This window comes from Nostoc sp. PA-18-2419 (genome assembly GCF_005869855.1).
In the GTDB taxonomy this organism is placed as follows: Bacteria; Cyanobacteriota; Cyanobacteriia; order Cyanobacteriales; family Nostocaceae; genus Nostoc.
This window is the reverse complement of sequence record NZ_SZNH01000014.1, coordinates 22280-45745: the sequence shown is the minus strand read 5'-3', so window position 1 is coordinate 45745 and position 23466 is coordinate 22280. Positions and strand designations below refer to the sequence as shown.

General features: G+C 40.9%; 19 protein-coding genes. 11 read left to right on the top strand and 8 right to left on the bottom strand.

Going from position 1 to position 23466, the window contains the following annotated elements; translation table 11 throughout:
- Positions 1-230: 230 nt before the first annotated feature.
- Complete coding sequence (locus tag FCR06_RS16115; RefSeq protein WP_138501389.1) at positions 231-1328, top strand: calcium-binding protein; 1098 nt, start codon at positions 231-233, stop codon at positions 1326-1328.
- 144 nt (positions 1329-1472) lie between these two features.
- Here FCR06_RS16115 and FCR06_RS16110 read toward each other — a convergent pair whose 3' ends face one another.
- From FCR06_RS16110 to FCR06_RS16100, 3 genes are all read right to left on the bottom strand, one after another.
- Positions 1473-2609 (bottom strand): cystathionine gamma-synthase, encoded by a 1137-nt coding sequence (locus FCR06_RS16110; RefSeq protein WP_138501387.1) that lies wholly within the window; start codon positions 2607-2609, stop codon positions 1473-1475.
- 164 nt (positions 2610-2773) lie between these two features.
- Positions 2774-4138, bottom strand: coding sequence for a cystathionine beta-synthase (locus FCR06_RS16105; protein ID WP_138501385.1), 1365 nt, complete (start codon positions 4136-4138; stop codon positions 2774-2776).
- A gap of 131 nt (positions 4139-4269) precedes the next feature.
- Entirely contained in the window at positions 4270-5454 is a 1185-nt protein-coding gene (locus FCR06_RS16100) for a pyridoxal phosphate-dependent aminotransferase (protein ID WP_138501383.1), read from the bottom strand.
- A gap of 328 nt (positions 5455-5782) precedes the next feature.
- Between FCR06_RS16100 and FCR06_RS16095 the strand changes: the two genes are divergently transcribed.
- Positions 5783-6382, top strand: a complete 600-nt coding sequence (locus FCR06_RS16095) for an MBL fold metallo-hydrolase (protein WP_138501381.1) — start codon at positions 5783-5785, stop codon at positions 6380-6382.
- On the opposite strand, the gene FCR06_RS16090 is transcribed toward FCR06_RS16095, so the two are convergent.
- On the bottom strand, positions 6356-6538 hold the full coding sequence (locus FCR06_RS16090; RefSeq protein WP_138501379.1) for a hypothetical protein: 183 nt from the start codon (positions 6536-6538) through the stop codon (positions 6356-6358). The genes FCR06_RS16095 and FCR06_RS16090 overlap by 27 nt on opposite strands.
- 82 nt (positions 6539-6620) lie before the next feature.
- Positions 6621-7523: a class I SAM-dependent methyltransferase gene (locus FCR06_RS16085; RefSeq protein ID WP_138501377.1), complete on the bottom strand. Its 903-nt coding sequence runs from the start codon at positions 7521-7523 to the stop codon at positions 6621-6623.
- 186 nt (positions 7524-7709) lie between these two features.
- Here FCR06_RS16085 and FCR06_RS16080 point away from each other — a divergent pair, with 186 nt between their 5' ends.
- Both FCR06_RS16080 and FCR06_RS16075 read left to right on the top strand, forming a co-directional pair.
- Entirely contained in the window at positions 7710-9221 is a 1512-nt protein-coding gene (locus FCR06_RS16080; protein ID WP_138501375.1) for an FAD-dependent oxidoreductase, read from the top strand.
- Between the two features lie 136 nt (positions 9222-9357).
- The gene (locus FCR06_RS16075; protein ID WP_138501373.1) at positions 9358-9723 is read left to right on the top strand and encodes a DUF6464 family protein; all 366 of its coding nucleotides are present in this window, start codon (positions 9358-9360) and stop codon (positions 9721-9723) included.
- A gap of 50 nt (positions 9724-9773) precedes the next feature.
- On the opposite strand, the gene fmt is transcribed toward FCR06_RS16075, so the two are convergent.
- A complete protein-coding gene (gene fmt, locus FCR06_RS16070) occupies positions 9774-10778 on the bottom strand; it encodes a methionyl-tRNA formyltransferase (protein ID WP_138501371.1) in 1005 nt (334 codons plus the stop codon).
- 886 nt (positions 10779-11664) lie between these two features.
- On the opposite strand from fmt, the gene FCR06_RS16065 reads away from it, so the two are divergent.
- Positions 11665-12987, top strand: a complete 1323-nt coding sequence (locus FCR06_RS16065; protein WP_138501369.1) for a hypothetical protein — start codon at positions 11665-11667, stop codon at positions 12985-12987.
- A gap of 424 nt (positions 12988-13411) precedes the next feature.
- A complete protein-coding gene (locus tag FCR06_RS16060) occupies positions 13412-13945 on the top strand; it encodes a Rho termination factor N-terminal domain-containing protein (RefSeq protein ID WP_138501366.1) in 534 nt (177 codons plus the stop codon).
- 65 nt (positions 13946-14010) lie between these two features.
- Here the strand turns inward: FCR06_RS16060 and FCR06_RS16055 are convergent, their stop codons facing one another.
- Positions 14011-15060 carry an isopenicillin N synthase family dioxygenase gene (locus FCR06_RS16055; RefSeq protein WP_223280161.1) on the bottom strand — a complete coding sequence of 350 codons (1050 nt, stop codon included), beginning with the start codon at positions 15058-15060 and terminating at the stop codon, positions 14011-14013.
- 381 nt (positions 15061-15441) lie between these two features.
- On the opposite strand from FCR06_RS16055, the gene FCR06_RS16050 reads away from it, so the two are divergent.
- From FCR06_RS16050 to FCR06_RS16030, 4 genes are all read left to right on the top strand, one after another.
- Complete coding sequence (locus tag FCR06_RS16050) at positions 15442-17019, top strand: CPBP family intramembrane glutamic endopeptidase (protein ID WP_138501364.1); 1578 nt, start codon at positions 15442-15444, stop codon at positions 17017-17019.
- Positions 17020-17755: 736 nt separating this feature from the next.
- Complete coding sequence (locus FCR06_RS16045) at positions 17756-18031, top strand: TM2 domain-containing protein (protein ID WP_138501362.1); 276 nt, start codon at positions 17756-17758, stop codon at positions 18029-18031.
- 451 nt (positions 18032-18482) lie between these two features.
- Positions 18483-21017: a heavy metal translocating P-type ATPase gene (locus FCR06_RS16035; protein WP_138501358.1), complete on the top strand. Its 2535-nt coding sequence runs from the start codon at positions 18483-18485 to the stop codon at positions 21015-21017.
- Between the two features lie 225 nt (positions 21018-21242).
- Complete coding sequence (locus FCR06_RS16030; RefSeq protein ID WP_138501356.1) at positions 21243-21752, top strand: FHA domain-containing protein; 510 nt, start codon at positions 21243-21245, stop codon at positions 21750-21752.
- 176 nt (positions 21753-21928) lie between these two features.
- On the opposite strand, the gene FCR06_RS16025 is transcribed toward FCR06_RS16030, so the two are convergent.
- Positions 21929-22276 carry a hypothetical protein gene (locus FCR06_RS16025; protein ID WP_138501354.1) on the bottom strand — a complete coding sequence of 116 codons (348 nt, stop codon included), beginning with the start codon at positions 22274-22276 and terminating at the stop codon, positions 21929-21931.
- Positions 22277-22479: 203 nt separating this feature from the next.
- Between FCR06_RS16025 and FCR06_RS16020 the strand changes: the two genes are divergently transcribed.
- Positions 22480-23403 (top strand): TIGR01777 family oxidoreductase, encoded by a 924-nt coding sequence (locus tag FCR06_RS16020; protein ID WP_138501353.1) that lies wholly within the window; start codon positions 22480-22482, stop codon positions 23401-23403.
- The last annotated feature ends 63 nt before the right edge of the window (positions 23404-23466 follow it).

Sequence of the window (23466 nt, the reverse complement as noted above, 5' to 3'; positions counted from 1 at the left end):
TACCAACTTTAATTTCAAAAAGTTGGTACGACTTGGTAAATTACATCACAAACAATGAAGGAAATTAAGGAAATCCGAAAAACAGAATATCCTTATTGGGATATATGTCGGGAATATTACATATATCTTGTGTTATGCGGTCTAGAGCGGAGTTTTTAGCTCCACTCCCGACTAAAAAAATATGACACTTGGCGCCAGTCTTAAAAAAATTGTAAGAGGACATCAATATTATGGCTATTTATGGCACTTCTGGTAATGACAACTTAAACGGTACTGAATCCGCTGATATCTCCATTTTTGGCTATGCAGGCAACGATATTATTTATGGCCGAGGCGGAGGTGACATTATCGATGCTGGAGAGGGAGATGACTATGTTTATGGTGGTGAGGGCGGCGATACCATCCTCGGCCGCGCAGGCAAAGATTACCTTTTCGGAGACAACGGCAATGATGTTATTTTTGGTGAAGCTGGTGATGACTTTATCTGGGGTGGAGGAGGCACTGATACTTTATTGGGAGGAACAGGCAATGATACCTACCTCATTTCTGCATTGACAGGAGATACAGCAGATACTATTACTGAATTTAGTAACCAAGGTACTGACACGGTTTTATCTTATACTAGCTATATTCTCGGGGCTAACCTAGAAAATTTGACATTACTATATGCAGATACTGCTTACTATGGCTTCGGCAACACCCTCAACAATGAGATTACAGGAAATGATTACTCAAACTATCTGAGTGGTTTGGGAGGAAATGATTACCTCCAAGGTAAGGGCGGAAACGATTATATCTATGGTGGTGATGGCGTTGATAATCTCATCGGTGGGGCTGGTAATGACTCACTTTATGGTGGGACAGGTGGTGATATACTCTTCGGTGACGAAATTACCAATGGTAGCAGCACCCCTGCAAATGACTACCTAAGTGGTGAAGATGGTAACGATCTGCTGTACGGGGGACATGGAAATGACACAATGATTGGTGGTGCAGGCAATGATTTCTTCAGTGGCTACGGTGGTAGTAGTGGCGAAATCGACAGGTATACTGGCGGTGCTGGGGCAGATACATTTAGCCTTGGTTACAACGGGTCTTTTACTAACATCGACTATTTGGGCAGTGGATATGCCATCATTACAGACTTTAAATGGTCGGAAGGTGACAAGATTAGAGTTGGCGGTAGTATTAGTGATTACACTCTCCAAAAAACCTCGAATTTCAGCGGTAGTGCAGCCTTAGATACCTTGATCTACAGATATGGTGACCTAATTGCTGTTGTGCAAGATACTACGAACGTGTTTGCCTCTTTAGACTTTGTTGCCTAATTGATGTATTGTGCGGATTGCAAAGTTTGTCTGAACTGATTATTTGAAGAAGGCATCTTTGGCAATTCACAATTGGTGAATCAATAGACCTCTTGCAAAAAAGTTTTGTGGTATGGTGGAGGATTGAATTAAAGTCGCTATTTTTCAAGTCAGAGCATTTTCTAAATCAGCTTGTAAATCTTGTTGATGCTCAATTCCTACCGAAAGACGGACTAAATTATCTTTTATTCCCCGCTTGTGCCGTTCCGCTTCCGGTAGAGAACCGTGAGTCATTTTGCTGGGATAACAAAGCAGTGATTCTACTCCTCCTAAACTTTCAGCCAGCAAAAACAACTTGAGTCGGGCAGCAAATCTTTCAACCTCAGCAAAACCACCTTTTAATTCCAAACTAATCATCCCCCCAAAGCCAGACATTTGCTCTTTTGCTAGTTGATATTGTTCGTGACTAGGTAATCCTGGATAATAAATTCGCTCAACTTTAGGATGTTTTTCTAAAAATTTAGCCAAAAATAAAGCGTTTTTTTCATGTTCGCGCATTCTTACAGCTAGAGTTTTAATACCTCGCAGTACTAACCAACTATCAAAAGGACTAGGAATTGCCCCGATCGCATTTTGATAAAACTTCAGTTCAGTGTATACTTGCTCATTAGATGTAATAACTCCGCCACCAATAATATCGCTGTGTCCCCCAAGATATTTGGTAGTACTGTGAACCACAATATCAGCGCCTAAATCTAAGGGTCTTTGAAAATAAGGACTCGCAAAGGTGTTATCAACTACTAAGATGAGATTGTGTTTACGGGCAATACTTGCTAATGTTGCAATATCAATAATTTTTAACAAAGGATTGGTAGGAGTTTCAATCCAAATCAACTTCGTATTTGGTGTAATCGCAGTTTCAAAATCAGCAATATTATCAATATCTACATAGGTAGTTGTCACGCCCCAATTTTTTACAACCTTTTCTAGCAAACGATAAGTACCGCCATATAAGTCATCGCCAGCAACAATATGGTCACCACTTTTGAGCAGACTTAATACTGTGGTGGTTGCAGCCAAGCCAGAGGCAAATGCTAAACCAAATTTACCATTTTCCAGAGAAGCTAAAGCCTCTTCCAAAGCAGTGCGGGTAGGGTTACCCGTGCGAGAATATTCATATCCTTTGTGCTGACCTATAGCTTCTTGTTCATAGGTGGAAGTCAAGTAAATGGGGACAATTACCGCACCTGTTTGAGGGTCTGATTGCTGACCTTCATGAATTGCTCTAGTTTCAAATTCCATTGTTTTACCTTTATAAAGAAAGAATTCAGTATTCAAAAAAAATTATCTATGACTGGTTCAATTTAATGTTTCACGAAATATATATATTTAATCCAAAAGAATTAGGAGGTAGCCGGAAATTACATCCAATTGTCTTTAGTAAATTCCAGATTACAACTGATAATTTATGATTCCTGGGTTTGACTAATCCAATATCTAATTAAATCGGCTCTGGTAATTAATCCAACCGGAACATCACATCGCTTAATAATAATTCCTGTAGTTCCTGATAACAGCAGTCGATAAGCTTCGGAAATATCCACGTCTTCATCGAGAATTGGCAATGGTTTACCCATAACTGCCGAAACTTCTTGGTTAGAAAAGTTAATTCCATCATGAAGGAATTTCATTAAAGAGGCTTCGTTGACACTTCCTACTACATGATTGTTATCAATCACTGGTAACTGGGAGATATTTAACTTTTGCAGGTAATTTGTGGCTTTACTCAAGGTATCACGGGGACTAACAGCAACTAACGAAGGAAAATCTATTTTTTGAGCCAGAATTTCTCCAATTTTCGTGCTTCTGACTGTTGTACCTTCCCAAAAACCATTTTCCTGCATCCAGGCATCGGAGTAAATTTTATTAATGTAATTTCTTCCCGTATCTGGTAATAAAACTACAATATACTTTGGATCTGTTAATCTAGCTGCATACTTCAAGGCTGCGGCTACTGCTGTACCACATGAACCTCCTACCAATAAACCTTCTTCTCTTGCTAAACGACGAGCCATATTAAATGATTCTTTATCGCTAACTCGAACCATTTCATCCACTAATTGGCGATTAAAAGTTTTAGGAATAAAGTCTTCCCCAATTCCTTCAACTTTATAAGATTTAGGTGTGTCACCCGAAAGAATTGAACCTTCGGGATCTGCACCAACAATTACTATATTTTGATTTCGCTCTTTCAGATATTTGGCAACTCCGGAAATTGTACCGCCCGTGCCCATACCAGCAACAAATACATCTACTTTACCATGACTATCTGACCAAATTTCTGGGCCTGTAGTCAGGTAATGTGCTAAAGGATTATTCGGGTTTTCAAATTGATTTGGTCTGTAAGCTTTGGGTATTTCTTTAGCAAGTCTTTCTGCTACACCGTTATAACTTTCTGGTGAGTCAGGCGGTACAGATGTGGGAGTAACAACTACTTCTGCACCATAAGCTTTGAGTAAATTAATTTTATCCTGGCTCATTTTATCAGGCATGACGAATATGCAGCGATATTTTTTTACTGCTGCAATTAATGCTAGTCCTACACCAGTATTGCCTGCGGTAGCTTCAATAATAGTGCCGCCTGGTTGGAGTTGACCTGTTTTTTCTGCGGCTTCAATCATAGTCAGGGCAATTCTATCTTTGGTACTGCCACCAGGATTGAGATATTCTACTTTGACGTAAATCGTTGAGTGAATATCTTCAGCAATTTTATTAAGTCTGACTAATGGAGTTCTACCGATTGCTTCTAAAATATTGTCGTAATTAGTCATATAGCAACTCTAGATAATTTTTAAAATTGTTTATTTCTTACCTTTGCGTATTTTGTACCCTAGCCTACGGCAACAGCTTTGCTGAACGCAGTTGTTTAAAAAAGTAATTCTTGACAACTCAAATAGTATTGCTATAGTTGCTTTAATTGTAGAGTGGCTTGTAATTTTAGTAATCTGTCACTTGCTATTTGCAATGTCTCAGGTCTTTTACTGAAGCAGAATCTAATTAATGAATGTCCTTTTTGTGGTTGGCTGAAAAAGCTGGAACCAGGAACTACAGCAACACCAATATTTTTAATTAAGTGGTAAGTGAATTCTACATCGGTTTGATAGCCAAATTGAGAAATATCTGCAAGAATATAATAGGCTCCTTTGGGAAGGAAGTAGGGAATACCAACTCGATCTAGAATCTGTAAAATATTGTCTCGCTTCTGCTGATAAAGTTTGGCTAATTCTTGATAATAAGATGGGGGTAGTTGCATGGCGACAACTCCAGCTCGTTGCAATGGTGCGGGGGCACCTACTGTTAAGAAATCATGGACTTTGCGAATGGCTGCCGTCAATGTAGGATTTGCCAAAATATAGCCGACTCGCCATCCAGTAACGCTGTAAGTTTTGGATAGACCGTTAATGGTAACTGTGCGTTCTTCCATTCCCGGAAGGGTCGCTAAAGCGATATGTTGAGTGCCATCATAAAGAATGTGTTCGTAGATTTCGTCAGTGAAGGCTAGTACATCCCACTTTTGACAAAGTTCAGCAATTAGGATGAGTTCTTCACGGGTGAAGACTTTACCGGTGGGATTGTGGGGTGTGTTAATAATAATAGCTTTGGTATTAGCGTTGAAAGCTTGACGCAACTGTGTTTCATCAAATGTCCACTGGGGAGGATGTAATGTCACATAGCGGGGTGTGGCACCCGCTAAAATTGCATCGGGGCCGTAGTTTTCGTAATACGGCTCAAATACAATTACTTCATCTCCAGGATCGACTGTGGCTAACATCACTGCTGCCATCGCTTCTGTAGAACCGCATGTGACAGTAATTTGGGTTTCGGGATTGATGTCTAAGCCGAGATACCACTGGACTTTGTTAGCGATCGCTTCCCGAAATGGGCGATCGCCCCAAGTGATAGCATATTGGTTAATATCTGCTTTTATTGCTTCGTAGGCTGCCTGTTTTAACTCCTGAGGACAAGGAAAATCAGGGAATCCTTGGGCTAAATTCACTGCACTATGTTGCAGTGCCACCCTTGTCATTTCTCGAATCACCGACTCTGTAAACTGGTTTGCCTTGGCTGATATTTTTTGGCGTTGCATCTGAATTTACCCCCAGACCTTTGTCGATCTCCATTGCGGTTATGCGGGAATTTCTTTAAACCCGAATAAATACATAATATCGATAGATTTATCGTAGTATACTCAAATTTCAGATTCAGAGGGGAAGGATGGGGAGATACGGAGCAGAGGGGCACAGGGGAGAATTCCAAACTCTTAACTCCTAACTCTGCGCCTGGGCATTGGACACTCCCAATGACTAATGACTAATGACTAATGACCAATAACTAATCTCCAGTCACCTCATTATCTATATACTGAATTATTGAGATTAATAGTCAATTATTGAAGGTACTAATCCAGAATCATCATGAAATCATTGCACCGTCCCGATCTCTATAGCTGGTCTAATTTCAATCCGGCAAGAAATATTGATTTCAATGGGATTGCCTGGATTCGCCCAGATGGCAACATCTTGATTGACCCAGTAGCCCTATCAAACCATGATTGGAATCATCTGCAATCCCTCGGTGGTGTGGTTTGGATAGTGTTGACGAATTCTGAACATATCAGGGCAAGTAAAGAAATTGCCGATCAAACTTATGCTAAGATAGCTGGTCCTGTAGCGGAAAAAGATAGTTTTCCCATACATTGCGATCGCTGGCTGTCTGATGGTGAAGAATTTGTACCTGGACTAAAGGTGATTGAACTCCAAGGTTCTAAAACCCCCGGTGAACTGGCTCTACTACTGGAGGAAACGACTTTAATTACAGGAGATTTAGTACGGGCACGCAAAGCAGGCAGTTTGACAATTTTACCCGATGACAAGCTGCTGAATCGAGAGCAGGCTGTTGCTTCTGTGCAGAGGTTGGCTAAACTGGCTCAGGTAGAAGCAGTGTTAGTGGGGGATGGTTGGCCAGTCTTCCGGGATGGAGGCCATCGCTTAAAGGAACTTGTGGCGACGTTGTAAATCGGTGGGGCGAAGCTTACGGCAAAGGCTTAGCCCCATACCAAATTCATACTTTGCAGCAACTATTTTTGAGTGTTGAGATTGTCGCAGAGCTAGCGATCGCACTTCGAGGAAAACTTTGCAAGCTAGCGATCGCAGTCCTAAATCATTCATCAAAAGTTTGATCCCCGACTTTTGATAATAAGTCGAGGATCTAGTCACTAACTACAAACTTTTACCTAACCTAATAGTTTCTAAATTAATCCAATTGAGTGCTGTAAGCGCTAAAACCATAAGCCAAAGTTTCTTTTAAACTACCTGACGGGTTGAGACTTTTATTAATGGCTTTAGCAAACGGTACCGGAATTCCTTTAATAGTTTCCGGTAAAATTGCATATTCTGCTGTTGGTTCTACAATATACTCTGGACATTTTGTTTTCATTCCAGCAGTTGCTAACATTTCTTCTATTTCAGCAGATGAATATTGTTTCAAATAAACTGGATTTCTCACAAAGGGGTTCAACTTTCTCACAAAATTATGGATAATATGAGAAGGACAAGACTTGTTATGAAATGAATGATTAAAAACAAAAATTCCACCAGGTTTGAGTAGGCGAGATATCTCAGCTAATAAGTTTCTTAATTGTGCATCTGGTATATGCATAAAAACACAATTAGAAATTACCAAATCTATAGAATTATCTGCTAAAGGTAATATTTCAGCAGAATTACAAATCAAGTTAAACTCAGCTTCTGGAAAAAAATCATATTCTTGTTTAACCTTGATTAACCGCCGCAACAAAGGTTCAGAAATATCAATGCCATAATATTTTTCACATTTTAAATTCTTGGCTTTAGAGAGATGCAAAGGTGCGCGACCATAACCACAACCAATCTCCAGAATAGAATCCACAGATTTGTTCAACGGAAATTTATTCCAAGTACCTCCAGGTGTACCAGTTAGCAGAGTGTAATCTTGTTTAATGGGCGATTTATCAGCAACTTTTTCTATTTTCTGGGAGCCATAGTATGTTTTACCAATTTTATCCCAGGTTTTTTTGTGTTGAGTACTGTTCAACTGTTTGTAGTCACTAGGAAAATAAATACCATCTCGTAATTCATAGTCATCCAAGCTGAATTTTACATTTGCTAATTGAGTCATTAGGATTATTCCTCATAAATAACTAAATCTGTCTTCTGTTATACTCTTAAGCCAGCATTAACCGCAAGGAATTGTATTCAACCACTTCCTCTAATAAAATTTTAGATTTTAGATTCTAGATTCTGTATTCCTACCGAGAATCTACGCTATACATTAGTTGTTGGACTGGAAGAATCGGAGGCTAAGATGGTAAAAGGGTCACAACAAAAACGGGTGGTGGTCGTAGGTGCAGGTTGGGCAGGTTTGGGAGCAACCTACCATTTGGCAAAACAAGGCTATGATGTAACACTTTTAGAGGCAGGTTCTTATCCTGGTGGACTGGTGGCAGGTTGGCAAACAACAACCGGAAAATCACAAGAAGCTGGCATTCATGGCTTCTGGTATCCTTATAGAAATATTTTTTCTCTGATCAATGAATTAGAAATTAGTCCTTTTACTAGTTGGACTCGTTCTTCCCAATATTCGCCTGCGGGTTTAGAAGTTGAATCACCAATTTTTCAAGACTTACCAAGACTCCCTACTCCTTTGGGAACTTTTCTCTATACTCAGTTTAAACGATTGCCACTAATTGACCGTCTGAGCGCCCTACCTTTACTTTATTCTGTTATTGATTTTGATAATTCTGATGCAGCTTGGCGGCGCTATGATTTTGTCACTGCCCGTGAATTGTTTAAAAATTTTAATGTTTCTGCACGACTTTACCGCGAAGCTTTTGAACCAATGTTATTAGTGGGCTTATTTGCCCCAGGCGAACAATGTTCAGCCGCAGCAACTTTAGGGATGCTTTACTTTTTTATTTTGGCTCATCAATCAGATTTTGATGTGGTTTGGTGTCGGGGAACTGTGGGAGAAAAAATATTTCGTCCTTGGGTGGAACGTATTGAAAAAGCTGGGGCGCGAGTATTACCCAAGCGGCGGGTAACCGACTTAGTTGTTGATAGTAATTATCGAGTCAAGAGTGTGGTTTGCGGTGATGAAGTTTTTGATGCCGATGCCGTGATTTTTGCTGTAGGCATCACAGGTATGAAGAAAATTGTTTCAACTAGTCCGAGTTTGCAAAGTTGTGAAGAATTCCGGAATTTGAGCAATTTAGGAGCAATTGATGTTTTAGCAACTCGCTTATGGTTCGATCGCAAAGTTAATATTCCTCGTCCTTCTAATGCCTGCTTTGGATTCGACGCAACTACCGGTTGGACATTTTTTGATTTGAATGCTCTACATGATGAATATCGCTACGAGCCAGGAACAGTGGTTGAAGCTGATTTTTATCACGCAAATCAGTTTGTTAACTTAAGTGATGAGGAGATTTTACCAATAGTTCAGCGTTATTTAGCAACTTGTGTACCAACGTTTCGGGAGGCAAAGATTATTGATAGCAGTGTAATTCGGCTACCTCACGCGGTGACTCACTTTGCACCTGGTAGCTATCGTTATATGTTACCCGCTAAGACAAGTTTTGAGAATGTGTTTATGAGTGGAGATTGGATTGTGAACCGTCATGGTTCCTGGTCTCAAGAAAAGGCTTATGTTACTGGCTTAGAGGCGGCGAATTTGGTGGTGTCTTATTTAAAAGAAGGTCAACCATCTGAGATTTTACCTGTAGAAGAGGATGAAGCGCATATAAAAGTGGCGCGATCGCTCAACCAAACTCTGCGTGACTTCGGTAAATCTATCCTGCCTGAATTTTGGTTGCCGTAATCTGTAGGGATGCACTAGCTGTGCATTTCTAATTTTGGCAAATCATAGTGAATTATTAATTGTAATCTAAATTCGGTAAGCTAAAGAAAGTTATTGCGATAACATCCTTATAATGTAAATCAAATCACATAAGCTTATGGAGCCAGACTCTTTACAAACCGAGGTGATTCTCACTCATCCACGTGAGTCCCTCGGTAGAGTGCAACTTGATTGGACACCCCAACCGGGAAACTATCTCGATTTTCAAGGTAAAACCTACGCTGTTTTAGAACGCCGTCATCGATACCAACTTAAAGCAGGACGCTACCGTTTGAATAATATTGCCATTTACGTCCAGTCTGCCAAACGACCATCTGAGAAAAGTTTAGTACAAGGACGTTGGGTAATTGGTGATGCTACCTGCTGCTACAACGCTCATTCAGAACTCATTCGCTGTGCAGTCAACCCAGATGGTCCTTGCGAATCTTGCCGCTTTTATGAAAAGTTAGAAGTTATAAGTTAAAAGTTAGGAATGAGGAGTTAGGAGTTAAAAGTGATTCTCCATCATCCCCCTCAACTCCCCGCACCAAATACTTCCCCCACAGTTAACCGCGTACCATTAACAAAATCCCATCCGGACTGGGGACGTTTACCAGCTAGCTGAACTTCTCGCAACAGCAACAAACCTTCCCCAGTTTGGACAATCGCCCCAATTCCTTTGGCAATGCTCGTTACCTCTCCAGGCCTGTTTGATACGTTTGACAAATCAGGCAATTTATGTATTAATTTTTGTAATTGTGGTGGGAGATCGCGATCGCCTACCGTAACAAGGGGAGCAGAAGCAGTGATTTTTAGCAGGTTGTTACGAAAGTTAGCTGTACAATTAGGGTAAAAGCCTCTAATTTGATTATGTAATTGGATAGCGCTTTTTGACCAATCCAAACCATAATCTTGTTTTTGAATCAAAGGTGCATAAGTCGCTTCTAAATTATCTTGTGGTATTGGTTGAATTTCTTTACTTTCCAACTTCATTAAGGTTTCCACCAATAAATCTCCACCAATTACAGCCAATCTTTGGGCTACATCTTGAGCATTATCCAGCAATCCAATGGGTGTAGTGGCTATTTGCAATGTTGCGCCGGTATCCATCCCCACATCCATTAACATAGTCGCGATCCCCGTTTGGGTTTCACCGTTATATAAACACCACTGAATCGGCGCTGCACCACGATATTTGGGTAAGATCGAGCCATGCACATTAATACAACCCGACTTGGGCAGATTAAGAATTTTTGAGGATAAAATTTGTCCATAGGCGACAACAACAAACACATCTGCGTCTAATTGTTGGAGTTTGGTCAAAGTTTGGGTGTCTTTTTTCACCCGTTCTGGTTGCCATACTGGTAAATTGTGAGCAGTAGCGATCGCTTTTACGGGTGAAGGAGTAAGTTTATTTCCACGTTCCCGGCGTTTATCTGGTTGGGTAACAACTGCCAACACCTCAAATTTTGAATCATTTAATAACTTTTCTAAAGTTGGGACAGCAAATTCAGGAGTACCAAAAAATACGATTTTCATTAATAATTAGTTGTTAGTCGTTAGTAATTAGTTAATCCTAAATGCACTCCTAGTAAGTGACAACTTTTAATTTAGATATTTTATAGTTTGCTTGTTTGGTGGTACAATATTTTCGTATTGCTGAAACTATAGGCTGCTTGATTAAGTTGACTGTATAAGTTAGCAAGTAAAAAAGTTAGTATCAACTGCATCTTTCTCTAGTTACCCCAAACGGACTGTCTGTGCTTTTGAGTCGCTAGAGCATCTACCCAGAAAATATTGCTGCTTTTTTGATGATTTTCTCAATATTAGCATTCAGCGCAGTTGCTCTTTGTAAAAGAGCATTGCGTAATAAGTGTTTATATAATTTAGATTGCAATTTCTAACTTAGGGTTGCTGGCAACAATGTTTTCTGAGTATTATGTATTATGTGTCCGCTTTCCCAGCTTTTCAGGTAACGCCTCACGTTTACTATTATCGGGGTTTCCACTTTTATAGTGTGTGAACTAGCTTGCTGCATGTTAGCGATCCTAACGTGATTGTCATAATGMAGTTTGAGAGGGCCTTAGTTTGCACTCTCACTAGCCTGAACTATCAGCTTAATACCCCTTGAATATAAACGTGCTTTTGGTGTGGTTCATGCCTACACCAAAATTGGATTATATGTGTAGTAATTACTTAGTTATCAGCATAGTTACTATACTCGCATATATTTGTCAAAAAAACATCCAGTACTCCAAACAAAAAAGGTGTAATTAATAATGCTTATTTTTCTCATCCTCCAGAAATGAAGAAATTATTTAGTAAAAGTTTTTAGTTTCTTGTTATACATATAATTATCGCTTCCTCCATTGCTGCATAGGTATTGCTCCTCACATAAGCAACCGCCCCTCTAGAGAGTCTACAAATGCTTAAACCCCTTTTGCTGTCGGGATGGTTCCGCGCACAACCATTTCTGAATTATGTTGTTGTTGTAATATTGATCGCACCCTTGTTAGGGGCATCTGGTAACTCGGCTTCAGTAAAATCCGAAGTAGTTAAACACACTTCAGTTACCGAAGAATCTGAACCTGTATCAAACGAAATAGCCTTAGTTGAGAAACCTGAAATAGCTGACACATTAAAAGTAGATCGAGTCAACTCATCAACAGAAGAATTTGATCTATCAACACAAAGCAGTGCTATTCAGGAACCGCAAGTATTACCAGAGGATAAAATTGATTCTTTAGCTCAAGTAGATAGTTCTCTCTCAAGCAGCGATTTAAAGGTTCCTGATTCCTTGGCAGCAGTTCAACTCGCGCCATCAACAGATGTTCCTGTGAGTCAACTTAAATTAGTACAAAAACTAAAAGCAGCTAAGGTGAAATCTTTGAGAGAAGAAAAAAATTCTTTCTCTACACAGAAACCTTTTACCAAATCATTAGTAGCAGTCCAAGTAGCACCAACTCTTAGAGAATCACAACCAACTGCAACGACGACAGAAATACCTGTTAGTGAACCAGTTGATGAATCCCAAGCAGAACAAACAGATCCCATCGGCAGTCCTCATCCAATTCCTTGGAAATGGATTACAGCTACTCAAGAGGCTATTGGTTCTAAGGGTGGTTCTGGAGTGCGCCATTACCGCAGCGTACCGGTGGTTTCTCCTGATGGTAGATATGCTGTTTATAGTCGGGTGCAACTAGAGGTCAAACCAGAAATGTACAACAGCCGCGTTACCAGCGTTCTGTTTGTCCAAGATATGCAAACTAAGAAATTGTGGGTGATGGCTTCAACTACTCCTGTTAGCGATCCCCTATTAAAAACCAAAGCTATCAAGGCAGTGTCAGCAGAAGAAACTGACACAAATGGTCAGATTGGGGTGTTAGTTCCTGTTAGTTGGTCGGAAAAAGGCGATCGCTTTTTGGCACGCAAGTTTGAAGGCATATTTAACACAGGTGATTCCACAGATAGCGCAGTGATTTGGGATCGGCAAAACAATCATGCTAACGTTGTTGCTCCTGCTAATCAAGAAAATCAGGATGAGAAGATTGCGGTCTTGTTAGGTTGGAGTAAAAGTCAACCCGATCATGTGTTGTTTCGTGCAGGCGAACTAGGCGAGGAAAACTGGCCTTTGGTGAAAGTTGCTAACGATGGCAAGACTGTCACTACAACAGACGACGATCAGCCCATAACTTTTGGTAAACAGGTTAGAGAAATTTGGGCAGGGCCACAAGTTGCTTATCGATAATTAATATAAAATCTAATAAACTCCCGTTGCCAGTTGTGATGGCAACGGGAATTTTTTTTACTCAAAACTGCTATATTTACACTCTCCTGACGGATATAGCGGTTTTCAGTTTGTTACAAATACAGTCGCAACTCCAAAGAGGATTTGCTTTTGAGCAAACACTCCCCTAAAAGCTTGCTTTTAGGGGAAAAGGGTGGAGTTGAAGCGTATTTTATCTCAACGAGAACTGCTAGAAATTTTATCGAGTTACCTTACATAAAAAGTCTGATAATTTTTAGTTTTTTAACTCACCATTTGACAGACGAAAATTTTAACAAAATTGCATATTATCAAAATGTTCATTACTTCAAACGTTTTAAAAACAGTCAGAGCAATAAAATAACTTTGTAATAATCACATTAAAAATTTTCAGCAATAAGATAATATGGCTAATGAAAATTACGAACAGAAATACACTCATCCCGAACTACGTAACCAACTTAAGGAAGAAATTCTCAAATCCGATAAAGGTGGTAAGCCTGGTCAGTGGTCTGGCCGAAAGAGCCAACTGTTAGTTCGAGAATATAAAAAACAGGGTGGTGGCTACAAACAAAGTCAAAAAGACGAAGCAGCTAAATCATTGGAAGAATGGTCTGAGCAAGATTGGCAGACTCAAGAGGATGAAAATCGCGCCCGTGAAGGCGAAGTCACTAAGCGCTACCTGCCTGCATCAGTATGGGATAAGCTAAGCGACGAGGAAAAACAACAAGCCGAGCAAACAAAGGAAGAAGCTTCTAAGGAAGGTAAGCAGCATGTCGAGTGGACACCCACTATCAAGCGAGCCATGCATGAAGTTGAAGAAAAGTCTGAGCCATCAAAACGCGAGTTGTACGACCAAGCCAAAGCGCTGAATATCCAAGGTCGGAGCAAAATGAACAAAGACGAATTAGTTAAAGCAATTCGTCATGCTAAAAGCTAAATAATTTTTTCAAGTAGCGCAATCGCCTTAAAAAAAGTTGGGATGAGAAAAATATCTTCAAAATTCTATAAAACTGTCCGTCGCAACTCTGGAAAAACCTTAGATACCTTACTCAACAGATAATCACCATAGGTTCCGTGAAAATCGTGAACGCTAGTCCGATCCCAACGTTCCTTTTTGTCGTCATTTATCAATACCCCGTCCAATTCAATCAGCTTTACCTCAGCATTAAAATTTGGATCGAAGAAAAAGGGGAACGAAAGGCGATGTCTAGTGACAAGCCGCTTTGCGTCTACGCGTCCTGACAAATTCTGAACTCTATGAGGTGTAGAACGATACAAACCTCCTGTCATTCTGTCTAGCATATCGCCAATATTACATACAAAGGAATTAGGAATAGGAGATGCAGCAACCCAACCTGATTTTGATTTCACCTGCAATCCGCCCGAATCATCCTGCTTGAGAATCGTTAGGATACCGTAGTCAGTATGTTCGCCAACTCCCCACTTATCTTCAGAATCTGACGATGATGAATAGGCGGGGTAATTAAAAATACGGAATAATATTAGTGGGTCTGCTGTGTAACGGTCAGCAAAATAAGATTCTTCCAGTTCCAAACTCAGAGCAATACCAGCCATCAGCGTGTGCCCGAGCTGAGTCATTGCCTCCATATATTCAAGTACTGTCTCACAAAACAGTGGAATATTAGACGGGAAGAGGTTAGAACCATGCATAGGAGTATCATCTTGGACTAATGGATGTTCCTTTCCCAGTTCTGCACCAAAGTAAATACCTTCTTTTTGGTCTGGTTTACCCGAAGTCAATTCGCTACCGACGGGGAAATACCCCCGCCATGCTTTCCCACCCAAAGCCATGCGGATTTTCAATTTAGTTTCTAAATCCTGGGCGAAAAATTGTCGGCTCAGTAGTTCTAAGCGTTGCTGTAAATCCTCATCTATGCCATGTCCAACGATATAGAAAAACCCACACTCACAACATGCTTGGTATATTTCAGAAGCGACTGTGTGGCGTTCACCAGTTTTAGAAACCAAGGCGCTAATATCAATGATCGGAATCTGCGAAAACCGTTCATTCACAACTGGCAAGATTTTCACGTTATTATCCTCCTCGTTGTGTGCCGTTCCATGTTTAGACAAACACAATTATGATGGTAATTTAAACCTTCAGTTGATTATCCACAAATCGAGCGTCAGAATCTGGCAAATCAGAGAGCGGAAGATAAGCAGTGCAATGAGTTGTGATTTTACATTGTGGGTGCGTAGGCTAGCAAGCACCGCAGGCATCGCAGACTGATAGCATCATAATATTGATAATATCTATCCACCTCTGACTTTTTCTTGCGATAATTCCCAAGGTAGACGCAAACAGAAGGGACGCGAGGATGAGGGAACTGGGGAAGCAAGATCACAATAGTAACTCCTAACTTCCCACTCCATACTCTCCACTCACCACTGGGTACAGTAAAAGGGGGATAGATGACAATCAAGCGGTTGATTTTAACTTTTATAATGACGCCAATAGCAGTTCTGTTGGCAGTTTTGTCTTTATTCGGTAGTTGGCAAGAACCTCAGTTTCAAAGTCGCTTAGAACTGTACCAAACCAATATCGCTTTACAAGCCCAAGCTTGGCAATCAGAAGATAGTAGCGATGATAATCTCCAGGCGATTCGAGAAGCGATACTTGGCGACCAACCTCTAGAAAGTGCTACAAAGCAGTATCAGGAGGCGCGTCAATCTGTTCAAACTAATTTAGATAAAGTTAACAGCAAACTTGCACAGTTACGATCTCAACCGGAAATAACTGCTATACCTCCTAAACCTCTACCGGACGTTTCTCCTACTACAAAAACTTCTCAACAAACACAGCAGCAACAGTTACAGCAGTCCCTTAAAAAACTAGAAAAATTATTAGCTGAATTAGACTTGCGGTTGGGAATTTTACAAGCACAGCAAGGACAGACGGATGTAGCCCTGAAAACTTGGAATGAATTACAAAAGCGCTCAGATATCAATCCAGAATTTGGGCAAACTGCTGCTATATTGAGTGGACTGTGGAGCAATCCTCCCCGCCTGCTCCCCGAAGCTCAACAACCGATTCAAAAGAATTTAGAAGGTTGGTTTGGCTCTACTGCCTTGATTCGGCTATATCAACTTCAGCAACGACAACAAGCTTTATCAGCAGTTAAAGCTGCACAACAAGAAGCTGCTACGAGTGCAGTCTTAAAATTAGCAATTATCGGTACTATTCCCACTTTGGCAGCATTAATTGGTTTAATACTGCTGATTTTCTTATTTGCTCAACGTTTGCTCAAAGGAAAAGCCTCTTTATTAAGTCAAAATGCTGATTTACGTTGGTCAACGCCTTGGGATGGGGAAACGGTTTTACAGGTTTTTGTCGTCGGCTTTTTCTTCATGGGACAACTTTTTGTCCCCGCACTGCTATCGTTGCTCCCTATAGAACGTCCCGTGACTGATGTGCGACTTCAGGCTTTTTCAGTTTTAGTTAGTTACATACTGGTAGCATCAGGTGCGTTATTGGTGCTGTATTTCTCTATTAAACGCTTTTTTCCACTCCCAGAATTCTGGTTTCGCTTGCGCTTTCTAGATAACTGGTTTTTCTGGGGACTGGGGGGCTATTGCACTGCTTTACCTATAGTTGTAGTAGTATCTTTAATTAATCAACAACTCTGGCAAGGACAAGGTGGTAGCAATCCCCTATTGCAACTAGCCCTCGAAAGTCAAGATGGTGTAGCACTTGTCATATTTTTCTTTACAGCAGCGATCGCAGCTCCATTTTTTGAAGAACTTCTGTTTCGCGGCTTTTTGCTTCCCTCTCTTACCCGCTATTTACCCGTGTGGGCCTCAATTCTGGTCAGTAGTTTATTGTTTGCGATCGCTCACCTGAGCTTATCAGAAATTCTACCACTGACTGCATTGGGCGTTGTACTGGGGGTTGTGTACACGCGATCGCGCAATCTCCTTGCTCCTATGCTCCTCCACAGCCTTTGGAATAGCGGTACATTATTAAGTCTATTTATTTTAGGTAGCCATTAATACTATTTTTATACTGTTGCTAAAAATGGAAATATCTGATTTTATCTCCATAGATAGCAACAATTTACTAGTTATAATTGGTTGTAAATCTAAATACTTGCTAAAAGCCAAATAAACAATGGCAAAAGCAAATTAAATAATGCTTTGAACATAGACAACAAACTATTTAGCTAAGCATTTATTCTCATCGGAGTGACTTTAGCCATTTTCGAGATGTTAATTGCTTTACTAAGTTATTTGTGTCTGTAATTAATTTCGATTGCAAATCCTTTCGCACTCGTGTAAATAGTGATTGATAACTGAAAATAAGTCCCAATAGTATATTTATACTACTCAGACTACCAATACTGGTGATTGCTGCGATCAGAAAAAACTCCGGAAATAATACTGATGGAGTTGTAAAAAGTTGTGTGCATAGCAGTTGTTGCTGATGAGTGAGATTGATTATTCTCAAGATAAAAATCTTGGTTAAAAATCTGCACAATTGCCGCACCAGGATTGCGATCAAATCCATTAAAACCCTTAATGAACTAAAGATTTTTCGGTGATGTTGAAAGGCATTTTATGTCTCATATTATCAGCCTTACCCATACACTAAAAGCAGGCTGATTTTGGTCATATGTTTATGTGCTTATTCATACTAAAGAAATAAATTTGTTTTTCAAGTATATTTACTCACTTTTATTCCCATAAAGACTTTATTTTTATATCCCATTTATTAAGGAGTAGCATTTATATGGCAAATCTTAATCCCAGTCACCCTACTAAACAACTTTTAGCTGGTTACTGTGGCATTATTCTTGGAGGATTTGGCGTTCATAAGTTTATTCTCGGATATGCCTCAGAAGGCTTTATCATGTTGGTGATTTCTGTAATTGGAGGTTCTTTTACCTACGGTGTTGCCTTATTGATTATGCAACTTGTAGGTTTAATTGAAGGCATGATTTACTTGAATAAGTCTCCTGAAGAATTTGTAAACACCTACTTTGTGAATAAGCAGGGTTGGTTCTAGTACATTGTGGCAGAATGCCTAGATTAAATAAGGGGCTTAAGCCCCTTGCTTGAAAAGGTAGCTAAATTTACACCCTGCTTTACTAAGCTGATTTTCTATAGCAGTTATACAGCGCTTTTATATTTATTCTGATTGATATGGTTGTTGTTAAACCTAAACCGCTTAGCTGGACTATGTTTTTCTTGTTAGGCATAGGGTATTTCAGTATGATGTCTCATTTGGAAATCAACTATTTTTTGAGAAGCCTAATTATCGTTATGCCATTGCAGGTTGCAGCTATTATGTATGTAACTTATCTACGCTGGAGCCGTCGTGACGCTCAGCACGGTACGATAAATTAATAAATTTAATATAGTTGACATACAGTCGTAGTTCCATATTTCGCCTACGCTCGAATTAGAGACGCTTTTAGTCAAGCGTTGAATTTTCGTAGCGAATCTAAACATTTGCCATGCAACTTGTTCCCAAAACTAAGGTAGACCAAGAATCTGCTCCAATCCTAGAGAAAATTATTCTAGATGTTGGAGGTATGAAGTGTGCTGGGTGTGTGAACGCAGTAGAGCGACAGCTAACCCAACATCCAGGAGTCAAAAGTGCCAGCGTCAACCTGGCGACAGAAGTAGCAGTTGTAGAGTCACAAGCTGGTGTCGTAGATGCACAAGTACTGGCAAAGCATTTAACAGAAGTTGGATTCCCGACTCAACCCCGAAAAGCCAGTCTTACAGTAGCAGGCGAGATATCTCACTTAGCAGACCCAGCACAACGACAACGCCAACAAATGCGCTCCTCACTCAAGCAATTAGCGATCGCTGCTTTGTTGCTAGTGTTGTCGGCAAGTGGACATTTTGGTAATATCGGCAGCTCAGTGCTGCCCGTGTTAAATAACATTTGGTTCCACTGTGGACTAGCAACGATCGCTATATTAATTCCCGGTCGCCCGATTTTAGTAGATGGTTGGCTGGGGTGGCGGCGAAACGCACCTAACATGAACACGCTAGTGGGATTGGGAACTCTCACAGCTTACATTGCTAGTTTAGTAGCGCTACTATTTCCCCAAATGGGTTGGGAGTGCTTTTTTGACGAACCAGTAATGATGCTCGGCTTTATTTTATTAGGAAGGACACTAGAGCAACAAGCTAGAGGTCGCGCTGCTGCCGCATTTAGACAATTGTTGGCACTCCAACCACTCTTAGCGCGATTAATTGCCAACCCAGAGAAAACAGGAGTTGGATTTTCTATTGTAGAGATTCCTGCCGAACAGGTGCGGGTTGGAGAATGGTTACAGGTGCTGCCAGGCGATAAAATCCCTGTTGATGGCGAAGTGGTAGCTGGTCAAACAACGATTGATGAATCAATGCTGACTGGGGAAGCAGTACCAGTGAGTAAGCAGCCGGGAGATCTAGTGACAGGCGGGACGCTAAACCAGACAGGGGCGATCGCTATTCGAGCAACACGTGTCGGCAGCGATACAACTTTAGCTCAAATTGTTGCCCTAGTAGAAGCTGCCCAAACTCGCAAAGCCCCGGTACAAAAATTGGCAGATACAGTAGCAGGTTACTTTACCTACGGGGTACTAACAGCATCTATATTCACATTTATCTTTTGGTACTTTTTTGGCACTCACATCTGGAGTGATGTCACCATGTCTGGTGGCATGGAAATGGCTCACCACTCCTTACTCAATACAGACGCGATTAATGGTGTCTCTACCCACTCCCCACTCCTAGTTAGCTTAAAGTTAGCGATCGCTGTGATGGTAGTCGCCTGTCCCTGTGCTTTGGGACTTGCCACACCAACAGCCATTCTTGTCGGCACTGGTATGGGCGCAGAACGGGGTCTATTAATCAAAGGCGGCGACGTTTTAGAAAAAATACACCAGCTAAACACCGTAGTTTTTGATAAAACTGGTACATTGACTACAGGTAATCCCATCGTCACGGATTGCTTGTTAATTGAGGAACTGTTGACTACACAAGAAGCAGGGGAACAAGGATCTCTTAGCAAGAAACAAGAGTTTTCTCCTCTGCCCCCTGCATCCCACCCTTGTTCGTCTTCCCAATCCCTAATACAACTAGCTGCAGCTGTAGAAAGCGGTACTCATCATCCTCTAGCAAAAGCAATTCAGCAAGAAGCACACCGGCAGGAGTTATCGATTCCCGAAGCTGTAGACTTTCACACAGAACCAGGACTGGGGGTGTCCGCTGTAGTAGAGGGCAAAGTTGTGCTGTTGGGTAATTCAGACTGGTTGAGTTGGCATGGAATTGCCACGAGCGCAACTGTACAGCAAGTAGCGCAGGATTGGGCAACATCTGGTAAAACAGTGGTTTTTGTAGCAGTTGCAGGAACCTTAGCTGGAGTGATTGCTGTTTGCGATCCTCTTAGACCAGATGCCAAAAGCACCGTAGACAAGTTACGTCAGATGGGCTTACGGGTAATGCTGCTCAGTGGCGATCGCTCAGAAGCAGCCAACGCCATAGCCAAAGAATTAGGATTAGATAGCGCCGATGTGATCGCAGGTGTCCCTCCGGCTAAGAAAGCGGCTGCAATACAAGTCATTCAGTTAGAAGGGACGCGGGGACAAGGAGGCAAAGAAAACTCCTCACTCAGCACCCGGCACTCAGTAGTCGCAATGGTTGGTGATGGCATCAATGATGCTCCAGCTTTATCCCAAGCTGATGTCGGAATTGCTTTATACTCCGGGACTGATGTGGCAATGGAAACTGCTGAAATTGTCCTAATGCGCGATCGCTTAAACGATGTCGTCGAATCTATTCAACTTAGTCGCGCTACCTTCAACAAAATCCGCCAAAATCTCTTCTGGGCTTTTGCATATAATACAGTTGGTATTCCTTTAGCAGCAGGTGTTTTGTTCCCTAGTCTCGGTTTTGTGCTTAATCCATCGGGTGCTGCCGCATTAATGGCTTTTAGCTCTGTTAGCGTCGTCACAAACTCAATTTTATTGCGGCGCTTGGCTCATCACCCGTAAAAGGTTATTAGTCATTAGTGATCACTCATTAGTAATTAGTTTAAGTGCAAAGTCAAAAGCTCAAGGTTCCTGAGATTCGGACTTTGCACAGAGGACAAAAAACAAATGATTAATGACCAATCACTAATAACAAAGGATGAGTAGAAGGTCATGTTTTACTCTTTCAAGGTATTATGCAGTTTTAAAGCTGATTTAAATCATCACCACAAACTACGGTGCGTGAGAATGGCAAGATATGATACTAAACAAATCTTGATTAATCAATGTTCCACCGATTTTAGCAACGATTTGTCAATGGCAGCAGAAATCAATGAAAACCATCTACTGATTATTGAAGACGATCAAGGTCGCAAGGAATTTTCTTTGGAGCAGCCCGTCTATTCTATTGGTAGAGACCGCGAATGTAATATCCGTTTGATGTCGCAGTTTGTCTCCCGCCGCCACGCTACATTAGTGAGATTGCCACGAGAGCATAATACTCATAGCTACTATTATCGAATTGTAGATGGCGATGCTAAAGGAAAGCCTAGTTCCAACGGTTTGATGATTAATGGACGCAAGATGCCAGCCCACGATCTAAAAAATGAAGACGAGATCGTTTTTGGGCCTCAAGTGCGTGCCATTTATTATCTGTTAAGAAATAGTCAGCGTTTGGGGCAAACGGATTCGAGTGAGTATGACATTACATTAATAAACCCCGGTATGACCGAGGATTTAGAGGATTTAGTAGACTGAATTACAACTACTAAAGGAACTTTCAGTTTCAAAAATATCCCATTCTAGGGGCGCAAAGCCTTGCGCTCCTATAAATATATAAATAATTTGTCAGTCCGGAAAATGGAAAGCCTACTAATAAAAGTTTGGGAATCCTAGAATCCGATGCTGTGGGAACAGCAATATCACCATCAAAACTATCCTGCAAGACTTTCAATCAAATGCCAATGACGGCTAGTTTCGATCGCCTGCTTAATCGATTCAAACATTTGTCGGCAGTAATTATCCACTTGCAGTGGCAACTCTTCATTTTTAATTACAATACTCATCCGGGTTTCTGTTTCAGTACTTTTTGATTTATCAATCAGTACTTCCACTGTGACTAATTTAGAAAAAGAAACATTACCAGGAAACTCACGAGCGATAATGTAATCGCTTGTCTGGTATTGAATATCCAACTGATAGTCCTGTAGAAGTTCTACAAGTAACGGCTGAAGATGGTCACTAGGAACAGAAACAAGAAATGAACAGGTATAGCGACCCATAATAGCCCCACGCCTTGCAACACTCTGTCCATCCTATAATACCGAAGCATCTAAACAGAAACTCATTAAAAATGCAAAGTTTTTTCGTTTTCAGATTAATTACTACAAGATATACAATCACATCTGTTTTATATACAAGGAGAGTACCGTAAACTGAAAATTTGATCAAAAACTTTAAAATAAGGCTTTGGCAGAGGTAAAAAATGAAAGTAGCAGTTACAGGAGCAACAGGATTTGTTGGTAATCTTTTGGTACAACGACTCCACCAGGAAGGCCATAGAATACTGGTCTTAACTCGGAACACCGCTTTTGCTGAAAAAGTTTTTCCGTTTCAAGCTTTCCCTAATCTTGAAATTGTTGCTTATACGACTCAATCTGGTTCTTGGCAAAATGCGATCGCACTTTGTGATGGTGTAGTTAATCTGGCAGGAGAACCCATTAGTGAGGGACGCTGGACACCAGAACGCAAGCAAGAAATCCTCAATAGTCGCAAGCTAGGCACACAAAAAATTGTTCAAGCAATAGTCAACGCTAACCCTAAACCAACTGTGTTAGTAAATGCTTCGGCTATTGGCTACTACGGCACCAGTCAAACAGCTACCTTTGATGAAACCAGTTTATCTGGTAACGATTTTCTCGCCCAAGTTTGCCAAGCTTGGGAAGCAGAAGCTACAAAAGTAAAAGACGCTGGTGTGCGGCTAGTAATTTTGCGTTTTGGTATTATTTTAGGTAGTGGTGGTGCTTTAGCTAAAATGATTCCGCCATTTCAACTCTTTGCTGGTGGGCCCATTGGTAATGGTCGCCAGTGGTTTTCTTGGATTCACGTGGACGACTTAGTTAACCTGATTGTGGAAGCTTTAACTAAACCAGAAATCGAAGGTGTATATAATGCAACTGCGCCTAACCCAGTGCGGATGGCAGATTTAAGCCAAACTTTAGGACAAGTGATGCATCGTCCTTCCTGGTTACCCGTCCCTGGTTTTGCGATCGAAGCTCTATTAGGAGATGGGGCAATAGTAGTTTTAGAAGGTCAAAAAGTTTTGCCCAAGCGCACCCTAGAAACAGGTTTTGAGTACCGATATTCTAATTTACAATCGGCACTAACAGAAATTCTGACAAAGAGTTAAAGGAAGTGGGGATAAGGGGTAATGGGAAGTTGGGAGGATGGGAGAAAATAACTCTTAACTCCC